This window comes from Streptomyces purpurogeneiscleroticus, from assembly GCF_020024005.1.
GTDB lineage: Bacteria > Actinomycetota > Actinomycetes > Streptomycetales > Streptomycetaceae > Streptomyces > Streptomyces purpurogeneiscleroticus.
In genome coordinates, this window is the sequence record NZ_NHSG01000411.1 from 1 (window position 1) to 17,230 (window position 17,230).

General features: G+C 71.8%; 14 protein-coding genes. 5 read left to right on the forward strand and 9 right to left on the reverse strand.

Annotated elements, in window-relative coordinates; all coding sequences use genetic code 11:
• The coding region (locus CCS38_RS30315) for an acyltransferase family protein (protein ID WP_223736533.1) at positions 1-409 on the reverse strand (409 nt) is incomplete at its 3' end.
• Between the two features lie 156 nt (positions 410-565).
• On the opposite strand from CCS38_RS30315, the gene CCS38_RS30320 reads away from it, so the two are divergent.
• From CCS38_RS30320 to CCS38_RS30335, 4 genes are all read left to right on the forward strand, one after another.
• Positions 566-1,228: a TetR/AcrR family transcriptional regulator gene (locus CCS38_RS30320; RefSeq protein ID WP_223736534.1), complete on the forward strand. Its 663-nt coding sequence runs from the start codon at positions 566-568 to the stop codon at positions 1,226-1,228.
• Positions 1,229-1,400: 172 nt separating this feature from the next.
• Complete coding sequence (locus CCS38_RS30325; RefSeq protein ID WP_223736535.1) at positions 1,401-2,765, forward strand: MFS transporter; 1,365 nt, start codon at positions 1,401-1,403, stop codon at positions 2,763-2,765.
• 128 nt (positions 2,766-2,893) lie between these two features.
• Positions 2,894-3,763, forward strand: coding sequence for a shikimate dehydrogenase (locus CCS38_RS30330; RefSeq protein WP_223736536.1), 870 nt, complete (start codon positions 2,894-2,896; stop codon positions 3,761-3,763).
• 10 nt (positions 3,764-3,773) lie between these two features.
• On the forward strand, positions 3,774-5,579 hold the full coding sequence (locus CCS38_RS30335; protein WP_223736537.1) for a bifunctional sugar phosphate isomerase/epimerase/4-hydroxyphenylpyruvate dioxygenase family protein: 1,806 nt from the start codon (positions 3,774-3,776) through the stop codon (positions 5,577-5,579).
• On the opposite strand, the gene CCS38_RS30340 is transcribed toward CCS38_RS30335, so the two are convergent.
• Positions 5,574-6,968: an aspartate aminotransferase family protein gene (locus CCS38_RS30340; RefSeq protein ID WP_223736538.1), complete on the reverse strand. Its 1,395-nt coding sequence runs from the start codon at positions 6,966-6,968 to the stop codon at positions 5,574-5,576. The genes CCS38_RS30335 and CCS38_RS30340 overlap by 6 nt on opposite strands.
• Before the next feature lie 142 nt (positions 6,969-7,110).
• Here CCS38_RS30340 and CCS38_RS30345 point away from each other — a divergent pair, with 142 nt between their 5' ends.
• Entirely contained in the window at positions 7,111-7,893 is a 783-nt protein-coding gene (locus CCS38_RS30345; protein WP_223736539.1) for a hypothetical protein, read from the forward strand.
• 21 nt (positions 7,894-7,914) lie between these two features.
• Here the strand turns inward: CCS38_RS30345 and CCS38_RS30350 are convergent, their stop codons facing one another.
• The 7 genes from CCS38_RS30350 to CCS38_RS30380 all read right to left on the reverse strand — a co-directional run bounded on the left by CCS38_RS30350 (position 7,915) and on the right by CCS38_RS30380 (position 17,161).
• Complete coding sequence (locus CCS38_RS30350) at positions 7,915-8,580, reverse strand: trimeric intracellular cation channel family protein (protein ID WP_223736540.1); 666 nt, start codon at positions 8,578-8,580, stop codon at positions 7,915-7,917.
• 73 nt (positions 8,581-8,653) lie between these two features.
• Complete coding sequence (locus CCS38_RS30355) at positions 8,654-11,539, reverse strand: NHLP bacteriocin export ABC transporter permease/ATPase subunit (protein ID WP_223736541.1); 2,886 nt, start codon at positions 11,537-11,539, stop codon at positions 8,654-8,656.
• A 1-nt stretch (position 11,540) separates the two neighbouring features.
• Complete coding sequence (locus CCS38_RS30360; RefSeq protein WP_223736542.1) at positions 11,541-13,820, reverse strand: NHLP family bacteriocin export ABC transporter peptidase/permease/ATPase subunit; 2,280 nt, start codon at positions 13,818-13,820, stop codon at positions 11,541-11,543.
• On the reverse strand, positions 13,817-14,623 hold the full coding sequence (locus tag CCS38_RS30365; RefSeq protein WP_223736543.1) for an HlyD family efflux transporter periplasmic adaptor subunit: 807 nt from the start codon (positions 14,621-14,623) through the stop codon (positions 13,817-13,819). Before CCS38_RS30365 ends, CCS38_RS30360 begins: the two co-directional genes overlap by 4 nt.
• A 321-nt stretch (positions 14,624-14,944) precedes the next feature.
• Positions 14,945-15,172 (reverse strand): type A2 lantipeptide, encoded by a 228-nt coding sequence (locus tag CCS38_RS30370; RefSeq protein WP_223736544.1) that lies wholly within the window; start codon positions 15,170-15,172, stop codon positions 14,945-14,947.
• A gap of 461 nt (positions 15,173-15,633) precedes the next feature.
• A complete protein-coding gene (locus CCS38_RS30375; RefSeq protein WP_157847600.1) occupies positions 15,634-16,020 on the reverse strand; it encodes a DUF6907 domain-containing protein in 387 nt (128 codons plus the stop codon).
• Positions 16,021-16,162: 142 nt separating this feature from the next.
• Positions 16,163-17,161 (reverse strand): LacI family DNA-binding transcriptional regulator, encoded by a 999-nt coding sequence (locus CCS38_RS30380; RefSeq protein ID WP_223736545.1) that lies wholly within the window; start codon positions 17,159-17,161, stop codon positions 16,163-16,165.
• Between the last annotated feature and the right edge of the window lie 69 nt (positions 17,162-17,230).

Consider the following 17,230-nt stretch of genomic DNA (forward strand, 5'->3'; position numbering starts at 1 on the left):
CCCGCTGCTGTGCGTCGCGCAGCCGGCCCGGCCCCCACAGGACGAGCAGCGCCGTGGCCGCCAGCGCGACGCACAGCAGCGGGCAGAGGCGGCAGATCCGGCCGACCCAGAAGCGCCGCAGCGAGCCGCGCCGTTCCAGGGAGGCCGGGATGATGTAACCGCTGACCAGGAAGAAGACGATGACGCCGTACGTACCGGGGTTGACGTACCGCAGTACGGTGGCGGACAGCTCGGGCAGATAGCGCGGCCCCGCGTGGTGCAGCGCGACCATCAGCGCCCCGATGCCCCGCAGCGCGTCGAGCCACGCCAGCCGCCGGTCCGGGTCCGGTCCCGGCCCGGCGCCCGGCAGATCCGGCACGTGTGCCGGCCGGGACGACGGGGAGGACTGCAGCCATGCCACATCACTCATCGTCACACCGTACGTACGTTGCGTGGCGACCGCACGTCGAGCTGACGCGGCATCAGTCGTACGGGTCACGGGCGGCCGTCCGGGGCCCTCGCCACGCGCCGGAGGGGTCTGCCTAAACTGTGCCGACCAGTGGACCGTTCGCGAGGAGCCAGCCGTATGACCGCCGTTCATCCGCCGGCCCGCACCGCAGGGCGGCAGCGCGACGCGGCGCGGACCCGGGCGGAGATCCTCAAGGTCGCGACGGAGGAGTTCGCGCGGCAGGGATACACGGGCGCGCGGGTGGACGAGATCGCGGCCCGCATCCACACCACGAAGCGGATGATCTATTACTACTTCGGCAGCAAGGAGCAGCTGTTCACGGCCGTGCTGGAGCACGCGTACGCGGGCATCAGGCAGCAGGAACAGCAGCTGGACGTCGAGCATCTGGATCCCGCGGCGGCCATCCGGCGGCTGGCCGAGCTGACCTTCGACCACCACGAGGCGCACCCGGACTTCATCCGCCTGGTGAGCATCGAGAACATCCACGAGGCGGAGCACATCACCGCCTCGGAGTCGATCGGCCGGCTCAACTCGCCCGCGATCGAGGTGATCGGGCGGATCCTCGACGAGGGCCGCGCGCAGGGCGTGTTCACGGCGGACGTGGACGCGGTGGACCTGCACGCGATGATCAGCTCGTTCTGCTTCTTCCGGGTCGCCAACCGGCACACCTTCGGCGCGCTCTTCGCGCGCGACCTGACGGCGGCGGACCGCCGGGAGCACTACCGCACGATGCTCGGCGACATGGTGCTCGGCTATCTGACGGGCGACCACTCCCGCTGACCGGGTGACGACTCCCTCACCCATCGCCACGTGCGGAAATTGTTTCCGCCAGATGTCTTGACAGTGTCCTGTGGGGGATTCAGGATCGCTGCAATTAACTACCTAGTGAGTTAACCCGCAGCCCGCCGCCACCCGTCGAAGACGCGGGTGGCCATCCCCCCGTGGAGCAGGCATGTCCGCTCTCCCGTCCGAGGCCGGGGCCCCGCCCCCCGCCCGGCCACGCAAAGCCGCCGTCGCCGCCTGGATCGGCAGTGCGCTGGAGTACTACGACTTCTTCATCTACGGCAGCGCCGCGGCGCTGGTGTTCCCGAAGATTTTCTTCGATCCGTCCGATCCGGCGACCGCGACACTGATCTCGCTCGCGACTTTCGGTGTCGCCTACGCGGCCCGCCCGATCGGCGCGCTCTTCCTGGGCCACTACGGCGACCGGCTCGGCCGCCGCAAGATCATGGTCTTCACGCTGATGCTGATGGGCCTGTCGACCTTCCTGATCGGCTGTCTGCCGACGTACGCGCAGGTCGGGACCGCCGCGCCGGTACTGCTCGTCCTGATGCGCGTCCTGCAGGGCCTCTCCGCCGCCGGCGAGCAGGCCAGCGCCAATTCGATGACGCTGGAACACGCCCCGGAGCACCGGCGCGGGTACTACACAAGCTTCGCGCTCAACGGCACCCAGGCCGGCCAGATCATCGCCACCCTGGTCTTCATCCCCGTTGCCGCGCTCCCCGAGGAGCAGCTCTACACCTGGGGCTGGCGCCTGCCGTTCCTGGTCAGCGTGGCCGTCACGGTCGCCGGGTACCTCATCCGGCGCAAGCTCACGGAGACCCCGGTCTTCGAGCAGGCCGCGGCCGAGGACGCGGTGGCCAAGCTGCCGCTCGCGGACCTGCTCCGCAACCACTGGGCCGATGTGCTGCGCGTGATCGCGGCCGCCCTGATCGCCACCGTCAGCACGATCTTCTCGGTCTGGGCGCTGGCGTACGCCACCAGCGACGCGGTCGGCCTGGACAAGTCGGCGATGCTCTGGGTCGGCGTACTCGCCAACGCGGTCGCGCTGCTCGCGATCCCGCTGTGGGCCAAGCTGTCGGACCGGATCGGCCGCAAGCCGGTCTTCCTGATCGGCTCGCTCGGCTCGGCCGTCATGATCTTCGTGTACCTGTGGGCCGTCTCGACCGGCAGCTACCCGCTGGTCTTCCTCACCGGCATCGTCTTCTTCGGCGTGGTCTACAGCGCCGCCAACGGCATCTGGCCCTCGTTCTACGGCGAGATGTTCCCGACCCGGGTCCGGCTCTCCGGCATGGCCATCGGCACCCAGATCGGCTTCGCGGTCGCGGGCTTCGCCGTGAGTATCGCCGAGCGGATCGCCGGGTCCGGCGGCACCAACTGGCTGGGCGTCGCCGCCTTCACCGCCGGTACCTGCGTGATCTGCTCCCTCGCCGTGCTGACGGGCCGGGAGACGTACCGCGTGCCGACCGCGCTGCTCGGCGAGAAGCAGGACCCGGCGCGGGACCGCGGCGACCTGGCCGGCGCCACCTCCGCCTGACCCGCGCCGGTCCGGACGGTCGCACCGGCGCCGGTCCCGGAGGGCCGCGGGTCCCCCTTTCCCCCGCGGCCCTCCGCCGTCATAATTAACTATCTAGTACGTTCATAGCGCACCACCAGGGAGTCGCGTTGTCCACGCCCTCGTATCTCACCGGCCTCATCGGCTCCGGCATCGGCCCCTCGCTGAGCCCGGCCCTGCACGAGCGGGAGGCCGACCGGCACGGCCTGCGGCTGCTCTACCGGACGCTCGACCTCGACACGCTGGGCGTACCGGCGGAGTCCGTCGGCGAGCTGATCCGCGCGGCGCGCAGCCTCGGCTTCGACGGACTCAACATCACGCACCCCTGCAAGCAGCTGGTGATCGAGCACCTCGACGAGCTCTCGCCCGGCGCCGCCGAGCTGGGCGCGGTCAACACCGTCGTCTTCCGCGGCGGCCGCGCGATCGGCCACAACACCGACGTCACCGGCTTCACCCAGTCCTTCGCACGCGGCCTGCCCGGCGCCGCGACCCGCGAGGTCGTCCAGATCGGCGCAGGCGGCGCGGGCTCCGCCGTCGCGCACGCCATGCTCTCGCTCGGCACCGACCGGCTCGTCCTCGTCGACACCGACGCGGTACGCGCCGGGGCGCTCGCCGAATCCCTCAATACCCGCTTCGGTACAGGGCGCGCCGCCACCGCCACGCCGGACGAGCTGGCCGCCGTACTGCCCGGCGCCGACGGCCTGGTGCACGCCACGCCCACCGGCATGGCCGCCCACCCCGGCCTCCCGCTCCCGGCCGGGCTGCTCCGCGCCGGCCTGTGGGTCGCCGAGGTCGTCTACCGCCCGCTGGAGACCGAACTCATCCGTACCGCAAGGGAGTTGGGCTGCCGGACGCTGGACGGCGGCGGCATGGCCGTCTTCCAGGCCGCCGACGCCTTCCGGCTCTTCACCGGCCGGGAACCGCACGCCGAAGAGATGCTCGCCGACCTCGCCGACCTGGTCGGCGCGGCCGCGGTCTGAGGAGGCCCAGATGCGCAAGTCCATCGCCACGGTGTCGCTGAGCGGCTCGCTCTCCGAGAAGCTCAGCGCCGTCGCAGCGGCCGGGTTCGACGGTGTCGAGATCTTCGAGAACGACCTGCTGGCCAGTCCGCTGAGCCCCGAGGAGATCCGGCTGCGCGCCGCCGACCTCGGCCTGTCCATCGATCTCTACCAGCCGTTCCGCGACGCCGAGGCGGTCCCGGAGGAGGTCTTCGCGCGCAACATGCGGCGCGCGGAGCGGAAATTCGCCGTCATGGAACGGCTCGGCGCCGACCTGATGCTGGTGTGCTCCAGCGTCTCGCCGGACGCCGTCGACGACGACGCGCTCGCGGCCCGCCAGCTGCGCGCCCTCGCCGAGCGCGCGGCCGAGCACGGCATCCGCCTCGCGTACGAGGCGCTGGCCTGGGGCCGGCACGTCAACACGTACGACCACGCCTGGCGCATCGTCGAGCAGGCCGATCACCCGGCGCTCGGCACCTGCCTGGACAGCTTCCACATCCTCTCGCGCGGCTCGGACCCCAAGGGCATCGAGGACATCCCCGGCGAGAAGATCTTCTTCCTCCAGCTGGCCGACGCGCCGAAGCTGGCGATGGACGTCCTCCAGTGGAGCCGGCACTACCGCTGCTTCCCCGGCCAGGGCGGCTTCGACCTCGCCGGGATGCTCGGTCACGTACTGCGCGCCGGTTACTCGGGGCCGCTCTCGCTGGAGATCTTCAACGATGTCTTCCGGCAGGCGGACGCGGGGCGCACCGCGGTCGACGCGATGCGCTCGCTGATCGCGCTGGAGGAGGCGGCCGGGCTGAGCAGCCTGCCCGCGCCGGTCGTCCCGGACGGCTTCGCCTTCGCCGAGCTCGCCGCCGCGGACACCGAACCGCTGCGCTCCCTGCTCGGCGCGCTCGGCTTCGTACGCGCGGGCCGGCACAGCGGCGGCAAGCCGGTGGAGCTGTGGCAGCAGAACGAGGCGCGCGTACTGCTCAACACCGTGAGCGGTGCCCGCCGCGAGGGACCGGGCCTGGTCGCGCTCGGGTTGGAGAGCCCGGAGCCGGCCGCCGCGGTGCGCCGCGCCGAGGCGCTGCGGGCCCCGGTCGTGCCCCGCCGCCGGGCGCCCGGGGACGTACCGCTGGACGCGGTGGCCGCGCCGGACGACACCGAGCTGTTCTTCTGCCGTACGGACCGGGACGACCACCCGAGCTGGACGGCGGACTTCGGCGCGCCGGCGCCGCAGCGCGGCACGGCCGGGATCGCCCGTATCGACCATGTCGCGCTCACCCAGCCCTGGCACCACTTCGACGAGGCGGCCCTCTTCTACGCGAGCGTGCTGGGCCTCCAGCCCAACGAGAGCCTGGACCTCGCCGATCCGTACGGCCTCTTCCGCAGCCGTGCCGTCGCCAATGCCACCGGCAGTCTGCGGGTCGCGCTGAACGTCGCCCCGGTACCGGGCGAACAGGAAGTGCGGCCGCAGCACATCGCACTGGCCACCGACGACCTGCTCACGACCGCGCGCCGGGTGCGCGAGGCCGGCGCGGGCCTGCTGCGCATCCCGGACAACTACTACGACGACCTCGACGCGCGGTACGGCCTCGACCCCGAGACCCTGGACGCCTTCCGGGAGCTGGGCATCCTCTACGAACGGGACGCGGACGGCGGGGAGTTCCTGCACTGCTACACGGTCACCGTCGGCCGGGTCTTCTTCGAACTCGTGGAGCGGCGCGGCGGCTATCAGGGGTACGGCGCGGCCAACGCCACGGTGCGGCTGGCGGCGCAGCACACGGCCGACGCGGGCAGCCGCCGGTCATGAGGCCGTGGTGTCCAGTGCGGTGTGCACGGCGGCTGCGAACCGCTCGAAGTTGAGGACGAAGCGCTCGGCGTCCTCGGCGGTGTGCTGCACCGAGAGCGTCCACTGTTCGGTCTTGCCCCAGGGCGGCAGGAAGACGCCGCCGTTGTGCTGGTACAGCCAGTGCAGATGGCCCCAGCGGTCGTCGTAGGCGAGGAAGTCCCGGAAGTTGCGCAGCCGTTCGGTGAAGATCACCGAGCCCTTGGCGCCGTGCGCGGCCACGTATCCCGGCAGGCCGTACCGGCGCAGCGCGGCCTCGACGCCGCCGGTCATCCGCGACCGGAGGGCGTCGAAGCCGCGGTAGGCGTCCTCGGTCAGTACCTCGGTGAGCATCGCGCGGGTCGCGGCGAGCATCATGGGATTGCCGTTGAAGGTGCCGACCTGTTCGTAGGTGTGGTCGGCGATGCGGTCCATCAGTTCGCGGGTGGCGCCGACGGCACCGCACGGGATGCCGCCGCCCATGGCCTTGGCGAGGCACACGATGTCCGGTGTGGTGCCGAAGAGTTCGGTGGCGCCGCCGGGGGCGATCGCGAAGCCCGTCTTGACCTCGTCGTAGGCGAGGTGGGAGCCGTGCCGGTGCAGCAGCGCCTTCAGTTCGGCGTGGTAGCCGGGCGGCGGGACGATCAGGCCGATGTTCATCATGACCGGCTCGATGATCATGCCGGCGATCTCTCCGGGGTGCTCGGCCAGGGCCCGTTCGACCGCGGCGAGGTCGCCGAACGGCACGACGAGCGTGAGGTCGGTCAGTTCGGTGGGGTACGCCGGGCCGTACGCGACCGAGCGCGGCCGGTCGTCGGGGCCGATGTCCTCGGCGACGCGGGCATAGCTGGAGACCTGTACCGAGTCGTGGTGGCCGTGGTAACTGCCCTCGACTTTGAGGATCTTCTTGCGGCCGGTGGCGGCCCGCATCAGGTGGACGGCGTCCATCGTGGCTTCCGTACCGGAGTTGGTGAAGCGCCACTGGGGCAGTCCGAACCGCCCGGCGAGCAGCCGGGTCACCGGGATCAGGTCGCGGGTGGGCTGAGCGAAGTGGGTGCCGTGCCGCACCCGTTCGCTCACCGCCGCGACGATCGCCGGGTGGGCGTGGCCCGCGAGGCCGACGCCGAAGCCGCCGTGCAGGTCGACGTAGTCGGTACCGTCCACGTCGCGGACGTGCGCGCCGTGCCCGTCCTCGATCCAGACGGCGACGGGCGGCGAGTCCTGCCAGGCGGAGGCGACGCCGCCGGCGAGCGACTCCCGTGCCTCGGCGCGCAGCCGGGCGGAGCCGGCGGTGCGGTCGGTGAGGATCTTCTCCTGCTCGGCGATCAGTTCGTCCAGGACGCGTGCGCGGGTCTCGTCCAGGGGCTGCGTCATCGTGCCGGTCTCCCTACGCTCGTGGGGCGTGCAACGACCAAGCTCCGTAGAAAAGTTACGGTAGGTTTTATACGGAAACAAGAGGGGCCTACGATGACAATGGCGCCTGCGACGGGTGCCGATGGAGGGGGGCAGCAGCGCGATGCCGGGAAAGACCGCAACGCCGGGCACCACCAAGAAGACGCGGCGGACCCGCCGTTCACCGGCGGAGACCCGATCCCTGATGCTGGAGGCGGGCGTGGAGCTGGTGCGCCGGCACGCCGCCGACAGCTCCGACCAGGCGCTCGCCGGGCCGCTGGCACACATCAGGCTCACCGAGGTCGCCCGGCTCGCCACCGAGATCGCCGCGGACCGGCAGCCCGGCGTCGGCCCGGCACAGCCGATCACCACCGGCGCGATCTACCCATTGTGGCCCACCCAGGCCGACTACCAGACCGAGCTGATGTTCCACCTGCTCGGCCCGGACGCGTACCCGGAGGACCGGGACGCGGTGGCCGAACTGCTGGCGCTGGCGGACACCACGGCACCGGTCGAGTCCATCCTCACCACGGTCGCCGCCGGATACCTGGAGCGCGCCCGCGCCAACCCCCTCACCTACGTCTACCTGACCTTCTACGTACTGGGCGAACACCCCAAGGTCCGCGAGGCGGCCCAGGGCGGCTACCGCCAGCTGGGCATCGGCTACGCCGCCGCGCTGGAACGCCTGCTGGCCCGCGAAGGGCGCCGGCCGGCGCCCGGCCGTACCGTCGCCGACTTCGTCGTCGCGCTCCTCGCCGTCCTGGAGGGCTTCTGCCTCCGCGCCCGGGTCGACCCCGGCCCCGGCACTCCCCCGCCGGACGACCCGGCGCCGCACGCCCCGCTCCCCGAGCTGCTCGGCGCCACCCTCACGGCCCTCTGGAACTCCTTCACGGAACCGGCCGGCTGACCGCGCCACGCAGCGCGCCCCTCATCCCTCCTCCACCTCCACCGCCGAGGAGCGGCGGTTCCAGGCGCGGGGGGCGCGCCAGTGGTACTTGAGGGCGAGCAGCCGGACGGCGAAGGCGACGAGGGCCGCCACCGCGCTGGTGCCGGGGTTGAGGGCCTGGAAGCGGATGCACAGCACGACGATGGCGGAGCCGACGATGGCCGGCACGGCATAGAGGTCGCGGTCCCAGCGCACCAGCGAGGGGACTTCATTGGCGATGATGTCGCGCAGCACGCCGCCGCCGACGGCCGTGGCGAGGCCCAGGGTGGCGGAGGCGGTGAGGCCGAGCCCGTACTCGTACGCCTTGGTGGTCCCCGCGACGCAGAAGAGGCCGAGGCCGGCCGCGTCGAAGACGTTCACCCCGGTCTGGATCCGCTGGACCTGCGGGTGGAGGAAGAAGACGAGGACGGCCGCGACCAGCGGGGTGAGGAAGTACCCGAGGTCGGTGAAGGCGGCCGGCGGCACGGCGCCGATGATCAGGTCGCGGATCAGCCCGCCGCCGAGCGCGGTGACCTCGGCGAGCACGGCGATGCCGAAGATGTCGAAGTTCTTCCGCACGGCGAGCAGCGCGCCGGAGATCGCGAAGACGAAGATGCCGATCAGGTCGAGCGTGTGCTGGACGGAGGGCGTGAACAGTTGCTGGAGCACACGGCATTCTTACGTGCGGACGGCGGAACGGAGCGCGACGTTCCACACTGCGGGCCGCCGCGCGTCCGCACCCCTAGCTGATCTGCCGGCGGACCAGCTCGTGGAAGAGGCCGCCGGTGTCCGCGAGCAGGTCGGCGGGGGTGCCCTGCTGGGCTACCCGGCCCTCGGACATCACGATCACCCGGTCGGCGTCCATGACCGTGGAGAGCCGGTGGGCGATGACGACGCGGGTGGCGTTGAGCGTGCGGGTGCTCTCGGTGACCACCCGCTGGGTCTCGTTGTCCAGCGCGCTGGTGGCCTCGTCGAAGAAGAGGATGCGGGGCCGCCGGATCAGCGCCTGGGCGATCATCAGCCGCTGTCGCTGGCCGCCGGAGATCGAGCCGCCGCCGTCGGAGAGCATCGTGTGCATGCCCATCGGCATCCGCTTGATGTCCTCGGCCAGGCCCGCCATCTCCGCGGCCGCCCACGCCTCCTCCTGCGTGAACATCTCGGCGCCGCAGATGCACTCGAGGATGGAGCCGTTGAAGGGCTGGGCGTTCTGCAGCACCACGCCGCACTGGCGGCGCACGGCGGCCTGGTCCAGGGCCGCCAGGTCCTGGCCGTCGTAGAGGACGCTGCCGGAGACCGGGCGGTCGAAGCCGATGAGAAGGCGCAGCAGGGTGGACTTGCCGCAGCCGCTCGCGCCGACGACGGCGACGAACTCGCCGGGCCGCACCTCGAAGGACACATCGTCCAGGACCAGCGGCCCGTCGTCGGAGTAGCGGAAGGACAGGCCGCGGGCCTCGATGCCGCCGTCGAGGGTGCCCGGCTGGGTCGAGCCGCCGCGTACTTCGGGGCGCTCGTCGAGGACCGGCTTGATCTGCTCGAACATCGGCAGCACGGCGAACGCCTGGAGGCATGCGCCGGTCAGCTGGGTCACCGAGGACAGCATCATCGTGACGGCGGTGTTGAAGGTGAGGAACGCGCCGGCCGAGAGCGTGCCGCGGGCCGGGCCCGCGAGCAGCATGAACATCACGAGGGTGCACAGCGGCAGGTAGACCGCGTTGAGCACGGTGGTGAGGTTCTTGATCCGGCCGACCTTCTGCTGGAGCTCCCGGCTGCGCGCGAACTCCCCGGCCCACGCCCCGTACGCGAAGCTCTCGGCGGCGGCGACGCGCAGCTTCGGCAGCCCGCGCAGGGTCTGGAACGCCTGGTTGTTGAGCTTGTTGGTCAGCTCGATCAGGCGGCGCTGGGAGCGCAGCTGCCACAGGCCCAGGAGCAGGAAGACCGCGGCGATGCAGAGCAGCATGGCGATCGCGACGACGGCCAGCTTGGGGCTGTAGACCAGCAGCAGGACGAGGTTCATCGTGCCGACCGTGCCGGCCTGCACGACGACCGAGCCGATACCGGACAGGATGCGGCGGATGCCGCTGATGCCCATCGCGGCGCTGGCCAGCTCGCCGGTGGACCGCCCGCTGAAGAACTTCGTGGGCAGCCGCAGCAGCCGGTCCCAGACGGCCGGCTGGAGGGTGGATTCGATGCGTCCTTCGACGCGCAGGATGGAGGTGTTCTCCAGCAGCATGAAGACGGCGGAGACCAGGCTGGTGGCGATCAGCGCGACGGCCGTCTGGATGATCAGGGCGCGCTCGGCGTTGGGCACGTAGTCGCCCAGTACCTTGCCGGTGGCGATCGGCACGAGCGCGCCGAGTACCACGGCGACCAGCCCGCCGATGGCGAGGTTGCGCAGGTCCAGGCGGGTGCCGCGCATGCTGAAGCGGATCAGCCGCAGGGCGCCCATGGGGCGGTCGGGCAGCGGCGGGTAGAGCATGACCGCGCGCGGTTCGAGCGCCGCGGCCTGCTCCTGGTCGAGTCGGGTGCGGGTGCCGTCGGCCGCGACCGCTTCGTACCGGCCCCGGCGCCACAGCAGCGCCACGGGCTCGCCGGTCTCGCTGCGGTGGCCGACGAGCGGGCCGCTGTTCTCGCGCCACCAGCGGCCGTCGAGCTTGACGACGCGGGTGCGGATGCGGGAGCTGACGGCGATCCGCTCGACGGGGCTGAGCCGGTCGGTCGCCGTGCCGCCCTCCTTGGGCGAGGTCAGCGTGATCCCGGCGGCGTCGGCGACCTTGCGGCAGACGGCGAGGGTCGCGTCGTCGGTGGCCCTGGTGCTCGCGCCGCGGGGACCCGTGGAGCCGATGGAGGACAGCAGAGTCTGGTCGGCCTGCGAGCGGGCGGCCTCGCCGGCCTTGATGCCGGCCGCGGTGCGGTCCTCGTGCGCGCGCTCCAGGCGCTCGATCCAGCGGTCCAGGGCGGACAGCAGCCGGAACTGCTGGTCGACCATCCGCTGCCACATCGTTGCGTCGATGAGCAGGTCGGCGGCGGCCTCGGCGCTGTAGTGGGCGCCGTACTGGAGGCTGCCGGGCTCGACGGGCATCCAGAGGATGTTCTCGTCGGCCGCCCCGTCGGTCCCGACGGAGTCGCCCGCCCCGTACTCGCCGTCCAGCGGCGCTTCGAAGAGCACGCGCTGGCTGCGGCCGACGCCGCGCGCGAAGGCGTCCTCCAGCGGGCTGAGCCCGCCCTCGTACGCGTATTCGCCGGTCTCCCAGGCCGGGCCGACGTACCGGCCGTACGCGTCGTACTCCGCGCCGCCGTACTCGGCCCGGAACAGCTCGCGCAGTTGGATGCGGCGGACCGCGCAGCCCTGCAGCGGCCGGGCGACGAGGGTGTGCTGCGGGCCCTCGACCGGGCCGAGGAGCAGGGTGCCGGGGGCGAGCCGGCCGAGGAAGTACCAGTGGCCCTGCTGGGCCGCGTCGACCGCGAAGAGGTCCATGGCGCCGCCGGTGACCAGCCACAGGACGTGCGGTCCTTCGAGCGGCAGGCTGCGCAGGCCCGTGCAGTCGACCTCGGTGCCGAGCCCGCCGAGGGCGTGCAGCACGGTGTCGTCGGCGGCCGCACCGGTCGCCGCGGGGTGCGGGGTTGTCACCTCAGGACTCCTTGACCAGCTCTGCGTACGCGCCCTGGGCGGCGACCAGGTCCTCGTGCCGCCCGCGCTCGACGACCGTGCCGTGGTCCAGGACCACGATCTCGTCGCTGTCGCGCACCGTGCTGAGGCGGTGGGCGATGACGACGCAGGCGCAGCCGAGGCGCCGCAGGTTGTCCATGATGATCTGTTCGGTCTCCGCGTCCAGGGCGGAGGTCACCTCGTCCAGGACGAGGATGGAGGGGCGCCGGACCAGGGCCCGGGCGATCTCCAGGCGCTGCCGCTGGCCGCCGGAGAAGTTCCGGCCGTCCTGCTCGACGCGGCTGTGGATGCCGCCGGGGCGGCGGGCCACCATGTCGTACGCCGCGGCGTTCTTCAGCGCCTCGATGACGGCCTCGTCGGGGATCGAGGGGTCCCACAGCGCGACGTTGTCGCGGACCGTGCCCTCGAAGAGGAAGACGTCCTGGTCGACGAAGGAGACCGAGGAGGCGAGGGCGCCGCGGGAGATGTCCTCCAGCCGCTGCCCGTCGATGTGGATGGTGCCCTCCCACGGGCTGTACAGGCCGGAGATCAGACGGGAGACGGTGGACTTGCCGCTGCCGGAGCCGCCGACGAGGGCGACCTGCTGTCCGGGCCCGACGGTCAGCGAGAATTCGGTGAGCAGCGGCTTGTCGAGCGGGCTGTAACCGAAGGTGACGCTCGTCAGCTCCACGTGGCCCTTGAGGCGGCGGGTGGACGCGACCGGCTCGGGGCGGGTGTAGAGGGAGTCGACCGGGAAGGACTCGACGTCCTTCAGGCGGGCGACGTCCGCGGCGAAGTCCTGGATGCGGGCCGCCATGCCGTTGAGCCGGGTGATCGGGGCCGTGAAGTTGGTGACCAGCGCCTGGAAGGCGACTAGGAGACCTACCGACATATGGCCTTCGACCGCGCTCAGACCGCCGACGAGCAGGATCAGCGCGCTGTTGAGGGCGGCGAGGGTGGGCGCGACGACGGCGAGCCAGGCGCTGGGCACGCCGAGCCGCTGCTGTCCGTCCAGGGTGGTGGCGTGCTGCCCGGCCCAGCGCCGGAAGTAGCCGTTCTCGCCGCCGGTGGCCTTCATCGTCTCGATGAGCTGGAGGCCGCTGTACGAGGTGTTGGTCAGCCGGGCGGTGTCGGCGCGCAGCTTCTGGGTGCCCGTGGCGCGCAGCCGTACGACGATGCGCATGGCGGCGACGTTGAGCAGCGCGACGGCCACGCCGATGAGGGTGAGCTGCGGATCGTAGGACCACAGCAGGAAGGCGTAGAGAATGACGACGACCGCGTCCACGGCGGCCGCGGCGAGGTCCCTGGCCAGGGTCTCGGCGACCGTGTCGTTGGACTGCAGGCGCTGGACGAGGTCGGCCGGGTTGCGTTGCGCGAAGAAGGTGACCGGCAGCCGGAGCAGATGGCGCAGGAAGCGGGCGCTGCTCAGGGTGGAGGAGATGATGCGGCCGCGCAGCAGGTTCGCCTGTTGCAGCGCGGTGAGCGCGGCTGTCAGGACGAGCGTGGTACCCATCGACGCGAAGAGCACCCCGAGCAGCGAGGTCTGGTCGCCGATCAGGAACATGTCGATGTACGTACGGCTCAGCGCGGGCACCGTCGCGCCGACCACGACCAGCAGGAAGCTGGCGAGGACCGCGGCGAGCATGGTGCCGGAGGTGCCGCGCAGCCGAGGCGGCAGGGCGCCGAGGACGCCCGGCTTGCGGCCGCCCTTGCGGAACTCCTCGCCGGGCTCGAAGGTCAGCACGACGCCGGTGAAGCTGGTGTCGAAGTCCTCGGCGGGCACGAAGCGGCGGCCCTTGTCGGGGTCGTTGATGAACGCGCCCTTGCGGCCGAAGCGGCGGCCCATGCCGTCGAAGACGACGTAGTGGTTGAACTCCCAGAAGAGGATGGCCGGGGCCCGGACCTCGGCGAGCGCGGCCGGCTCCATCTGCATGCCCTTGGCCTTCAGGCCGTAGGAGCGGGCCGCCTTGAGGAGGTTGGAGGCGCGGGAGCCGTCGCGGGAGACGCCGCACGCGATGCGCAGCTCCTCCAGCGGGACGTGCCGGCCGTAGTGGCCGAGGACCATGGCGAGCGAGGCGGCGCCGCACTCCACGGCCTCCATCTGGAGGGTGGTGGGCGTACGGACCGTCTTGCCCGCGCCCTTGGCGGGTCCGGTCCGGCTCCGGCCGGAGCGGCGCCGGTCGGGCTTGGTGTTCGGGCGGTGCCGGCCGCGGCCGCCGGGCGGCAGCGGGGGCGGTGCCGGGGCTTCGGACGGCGCGGTCACGGGAGGAGCCAATCGATCGGGCGCTGCGCGGTGAGGTGGATCGCACCGGTGACGGGCGTCATGGAGCCGATCGCGTTCGGCGGGCCGTCGGCGTTGGACCACTTGTAGCCGGACTTGGTGTCCTTGGAGCGCTCCAGCTCGACGAGGACCGCGATCGGCTGGCCGTCCGCCGTGAACTGCTCGCCGAGTTCGCGGTCGCCGAGGAAGCCGGCGATCTGGCGGCTGCTCTGCGGTGCCCGGCCGACGGCCTTGACCTTGCCGCGGAGCACGCCGTACTGCTGCGTGGGCACGGACTGGACGGTGAGGTCGACGTCGGCGCCGACGGGGACGGTGGCGGCGCTGCGGCTGGGTACGTACACCATCGCCACCAGCGGTTCGCGTGCGCTCTGGACGCGCTCGACGCTCGCGACGTCGGCACCCATGGTGACCACCGAGCCGATCTTGCCGACCAGGCTGGTGACACGGCCCGGCGCCACCGCGCGGACGGCGCGGTCGCCCTCTGCGGTGCGTACCTTCAGCACCGGCGCTCCGGCCCGGAGCTGCTGGCCCTCCTTGGCGAAGACCTCGGTGACCTGGCCGGCGACCGGGCTCTGCAGGACGTAGCTGCCCTGGGGGTGGGTGAGGATGCCGGGCGAGGTCAGCTTGGAGGACACGGACCCGGTGACCGCCCAGAAGGCGGCGACGGCCATCACGACGACGGTGACGGCGAGGACGAGGCCGCCCTGCGGCCGGGCGTAGCGCACGGGCAGGTCGAGCTCTTCAGGCGACTGGAGCTTGGCCAGCGCCTTTTGCCGGAACTGCACGGAACTTTTCCCTCGACTGCTTTTGTCTCATTCGGTGCCGACGCATACACCAAAGGGCAGCGCGGACGAAAAGGCGACCCAATGGGACACGCGCGACATGGCGCACCAATGATCCATGAAAATACCCGCTGTTCGGGCATACCAAGGCATGACCGTAACACAGGCGGAAAAGCCCGCACTTGACGGGCGAAGTCAACGACCGAAGGCATCCGTGAGCCCCGGAACAAAAGCTCCGGGGCTCACGGCAAACCTATGGGTACGGACATGTACCGATAGGTCGAGTCATGCCTGCGACGGTGCGACCGACGACAGTGGCGAGACTCAGAGGCCCTGGGTCAGGCCCTCGACGGTGCCCACGGCGTTGACGCCGGTGGTCTGCTGCACGGTGCCGTTGACCTGGCCGAGGGTGCTGCCGACGGCGCCACCGGTCAGACCGTCGACGGTGCCGACAACCTGGTTGACGGTGCCCGACACGCCGAGGCCACCGGCGATGGCGTCCAGCTCGGCGTCGGCGATCTCAGCGGTCTCGACCTGGGGGGTGAAGTCCATGACTTACGTTTCCCTTCAATTACTGTGAGTCATACTCGAATAACCCGGAAGTGAGCGGCAGAACATAACCCGGTCGGCCATAACGGTCATTCACCGAATGGAAACCGGGGAGGCATTCGCACAACTCCCGCGTCGAAATGATCCAAGCACGCCAACTGGTAGCCGGGCCAACCCGCTTGCTGCGGCCGGTCGGCACATTCCACCGGCTCCGGACCATCGCGTGCAGTTTTATGCACGCCTTGGTGACGACTCCTTCACAAGAACGTTTGCCCGAACGCCGGCGACCGTGCGCACACGCCGGGCCCATCCGGACATACCCGCGCCAAGCCCCGGACGCCCGCGCGCCGACGCGCGTCGGACGGCACACGCTGTGCCGCCGATGCGCGGGCGATGTGCAGATTCTTTGAAAGCCGCCTGCGCGACTCAACCTCAGGGCCGCGGTGGCGTCCGCGGGGGGCGGCTCAGGGCACCGAGACCCCGCCGGGCAGCGCCGCGCGCCAGCCGCGCAGCGTCTCCAGCACCCGCTCCAGCTCGCCGACGATCCGGTCCAGCTCGCCGGCGGTGCGCGCGTCGCAGGAGTACGGCAGCCGGCCCTCGGCCTCGATCACGCCCACCTCGACCACCGGCGACGTCCGGCCGGACGCACCTTCTTCACACATGATGCGGAAGTGGAACTGCGGGAAGCCCCGCTCCGGCTGTGCCGAGAGGTTCCAGCCGACCGGTTCCGCCAGATGCATGATCCCGTCGTGGCCACCGGCCTCGGCGGCCGTGTGCACACGCCGGCACCACACCGGGCACACCACGGGCCGTACGGCCAATGTCACGGGATCCAGCATTTCGTCCGTCATATGCACATTATCCGGTCGGTATGCCGAACCCGCTCTTGAACGACGCGCGGGAGTCCCCACTTCGGCGCGCCCGCGCGCGTGACGTCGGCGCGCCCGCGCGCCTGCGATCAGCCCTGCGGTCCGCGCATGGAGTGACGTGCGCTCAGCCGGACGCCCGCACCAGCAGCTCCGGCGTGAGCCGGACCGTACGGCTCGGCCCCACGTCCGGTGTCCGGTCCCCCGACCGCTCACCCAGCAACCTGGCCGCCTCCGCCGCCAGTTCGCCGACCGGCTGGCGGACCGTGGTCAGCGCCGGGTCGGCCAGGCCCGCGAAGGGCACGTCGTCGAAGCCGATGACCGCGACCTCGGCAGGCACCTCGGCACCCAGCTGGCGCAGCCGCTGGAGCGCACCGACCGCGATGAGGTCGTTGGCACAGACGATCGCGTCCGGGCGGGACGGCCAGATGCGGTCGACCGCCTCCCGCCCCCACGCCACGGAGAAGTCGCCCAGCTCGACCCGGCCGGGGGCCTGCGGGTCAAGGACTGCCGCGCCCGCCTCGTACGCGGCGCGCCGCTCGGCCGCCGTGGAGGTCGTGCCGGCCGCGCCCACGAACCACGGCCGGCGGCGGCCCGCCGCCGCCAGGTGATCCAGTACGAGTGCCATCCCCGCCGCGTTGTCCACCGCGACCGAGTCGGCGACGCCCGGGCCGCAGCCGCGGTCCAGCAGCACCACCGGCACCCGCCGCGCGGCGTCCGCGACCGCCTCCCGGCTGAGCCGCTCGTCGACCGGTATCAGCACCAGCGCGTCCACCTGCCGGTCCAGGAACTCCGCGATCCGGGCCGCCTCGGTCGCCGGGTCGTCGTCGCAGTCGGCGAGCAGCACGGCCCGCCCGGCGGCGTGCAGCGCGTGCTCCAGCTCGCGCACGAGCGCGGGGAAGAAGGGGTTGGTGATCTGCGGCAGGACCAGGCCGACGGTGCCGGTGGCCCGGCGGCGCAGCGCGCGGGCGACGTGGTTGGGGCGGTATCCCAGCCGGGTGGCGGCCTCGCGTACCGTACGGGCGGTCTCCGCGCCGACCGGGCGGGTGCCGGCGAGCACACGGGAGACGGTGGCGACGGAACAGCCCGACGCGCGGGCGACGTCCTTCAGGGTGACTTCGGCCACGGTCGCGCCCTTCGCTCGGCTCGGCTGCGCGCCTGCGAGCGGCGTGCGCTGCGGCAACGGCGGGCAAAC